We start from the raw sequence: 2,311 nt of genomic DNA, 5'->3' as shown, positions 1-2,311 counted from the left end.
GTTTTGATCTAAATTGGACAATATCGGCCTCAACCATACATTAGTAAAGTAATTTATACGGACGGTTAACTTATTTATTACCAGACATTTATATTTGCAACTTGTCTAATTAACGTTGGTTGATATGTTAAGAAAATTACACTTGATAATCACTTTTGCCATATCTACTCAGGTGGTATATGGTCAAAACTCTTACACATCTAATGACAATTATACCGGACTATGGTCTGATGATGCTACCTGGAGCCATACACCTGCGGCAAGTCCACTAGATAACCCAGGGAATGCCACACATGGTAGTGCTTCAAATATTGATATTTACGGTTATATAAGATCAGCAATAACACTTGACATAGCAGGTCAGGGGCCAACAGTGACTATTCATGACACTTTGTTTGTAGATGGTGACTTAAACATGAGTCAGGGAACTATCTCACTTGGAGCAGCAGCAGTTTTGATAGTTACAGGAGACTTAAACTTGAGCAATGGAGCTTTTAATTTGAATAATACAGGAAGGATTGTTGTAGGTGGCAACCTTAGTGTAACTAATGGTAATGTCAACAATTCTAATAATTTATACGTGTACGGAACCTCTAATGTCACAGGTGGAGGACAAATTGATGGTTGTAACGGTTATGGGGGCTGTAGCGGTTCCGCTTCAAGCCCTTATGAAAATATAAAAGACGAAAACGACCTCGAGACAGAAGATGAAGACCTGTTTAACTTTGTTGAAAATGGAGGTGTCTTGCCAGTTGAGTTAATCGAGTTTAATGGTTTTACTAGTCAGAGTATTTTACACTTAAATTGGAAAACGGCTAGTGAGGTTAACTTCGATTATTTTCAGATTGAATATGCTGAAGAAGATCTAGCATTCAAACCCTTTCATAAAACTATAAAGGGTCATGGCAACTCTGCTAATGTTAACAATTATCAGTTCAATCAACAAATTAGTGGAAAGCAAGGCCCTTATTATCGATTGAAAATTGTTGACTTTGATGGAGCGTATGAATACTCCGATGTAATCTTTGTAAATAATAGCATTCCATCATCTGCTGTTGAGGTATTTCCTAATCCTAATGTTTCGGGTAGACCAATAACTTTTAATTGCTTTCAATGTGAAGAGTCTTCACCGATAGAGATTTTTGATCTGTCTTATAACAAGGTTTTTGAAGGGGAGGTTGACTTTATCAATCAGCCAAAAATAAATCCAAGATTAGCGTCAGGAGTATATACAATCCGAATTACTATTAAAGGAGAATCGCTAATCAAGAGACTGGTTATTACTAATTAATAACATTTTCATGAGGAAGTCGTTTTGGAATTAAGCAAAACAACTTCTATGTCAAAGACTATTCTTATAACAGGCGGTACCGGTTTGGTTGGTACTCGCCTTACTGAACTACTCCAATCAAAAAATTACACTGTCAAATACCTATCCCGCTCAGCTGGGATTAAAAATGGTATAGAATCATTTCAATGGGATATTGATGCTGGCACAATTGATGAAAAGGCCTTTGAAAATGTTCATGCAGTCATCCATTTCGCTGGTGCCGGTGTAGCTGATAAGAAATGGACTCCACAAAGAAAGAAGGAGATTTTAGATAGTCGAACAAAATCCACCCAGCTGATAAAATCTACCCTTGAAAAAATTGATCATAAGGTTGAAAGCGTAATTTCGGCTTCCGCCATAGGGTATTATGGCTGGGACACTGGTGGTGTTTGGGTAAAGGAAGGTAGCCGCTTTGGTGATGATTTTCTGGCTACAGTTACCAAAGCCTGGGAGGAGAAGGTTGATGAAATAGAGACTTTGGGAATTAGAACAGCTAAGCTTCGTATAGGTATTGTCTTTAGTGAAAAGGGCGGAGCATTGTATGAACTTGCAAAGCCAATAAAATATGGTGTTGGCGCACCATTAGGTTCGGGTGATCAATACATGAGTTGGATACACATTGATGATCTTTGTGAGATGTTCATTTATGCTGCTGAAAAGAAAGAAGTGCAGGGGGTATTTAATGCTGTTGGGCCAAATCCGGAAACAAACAAGGTAATAACAAAAATGGCTGCCAAGGTGCTTGGCAAACCTTGCTTTTTGCCCAATGTACCCTCCTTCGTACTTAAAATTATTCTAGGGAAAAGAGCTGCTATGGTGTTGGGTGGCAGCAGGGTTTCTTCTGAGAAAATCCAGTCGCTCGGATTTGATTTTAAGTTTCCTGAACTTAAAAAAGCACTTGAAGATTTGTTATAAAAAGTAACTGTGATTCTTTAAGTTTACTCGCATTAATTTTTTAAGCTATGACACAGAAAAAGACCA

The 2,311-nt window shown here is 37.8% G+C and carries 2 protein-coding genes; both read left to right on the top strand.

The genetic code is table 11. The features are described 5' to 3' along the window. Window positions 1-124 precede the first annotated feature (124 nt). Entirely contained in the window at window positions 125-1,291 is a 1,167-nt protein-coding gene (locus E1140_RS02910) for a T9SS type A sorting domain-containing protein (protein WP_155178863.1), read from the top strand. A gap of 48 nt (window positions 1,292-1,339) precedes the next feature. Then, window positions 1,340-2,245 (top strand): TIGR01777 family oxidoreductase, encoded by a 906-nt coding sequence (locus tag E1140_RS02905; protein ID WP_155178861.1) that lies wholly within the window; start codon window positions 1,340-1,342, stop codon window positions 2,243-2,245. The last annotated feature ends 66 nt before the right edge of the window (window positions 2,246-2,311 follow it).

Source organism: Fulvivirga lutimaris, assembly GCF_009711525.1.
Taxonomy (GTDB): Bacteria; Bacteroidota; Bacteroidia; order Cytophagales; family Cyclobacteriaceae; genus Fulvivirga; species Fulvivirga lutimaris.
Note: the sequence above shows the minus strand (reverse complement) of the source record. Positions and strands in the feature narration are given on the sequence as shown.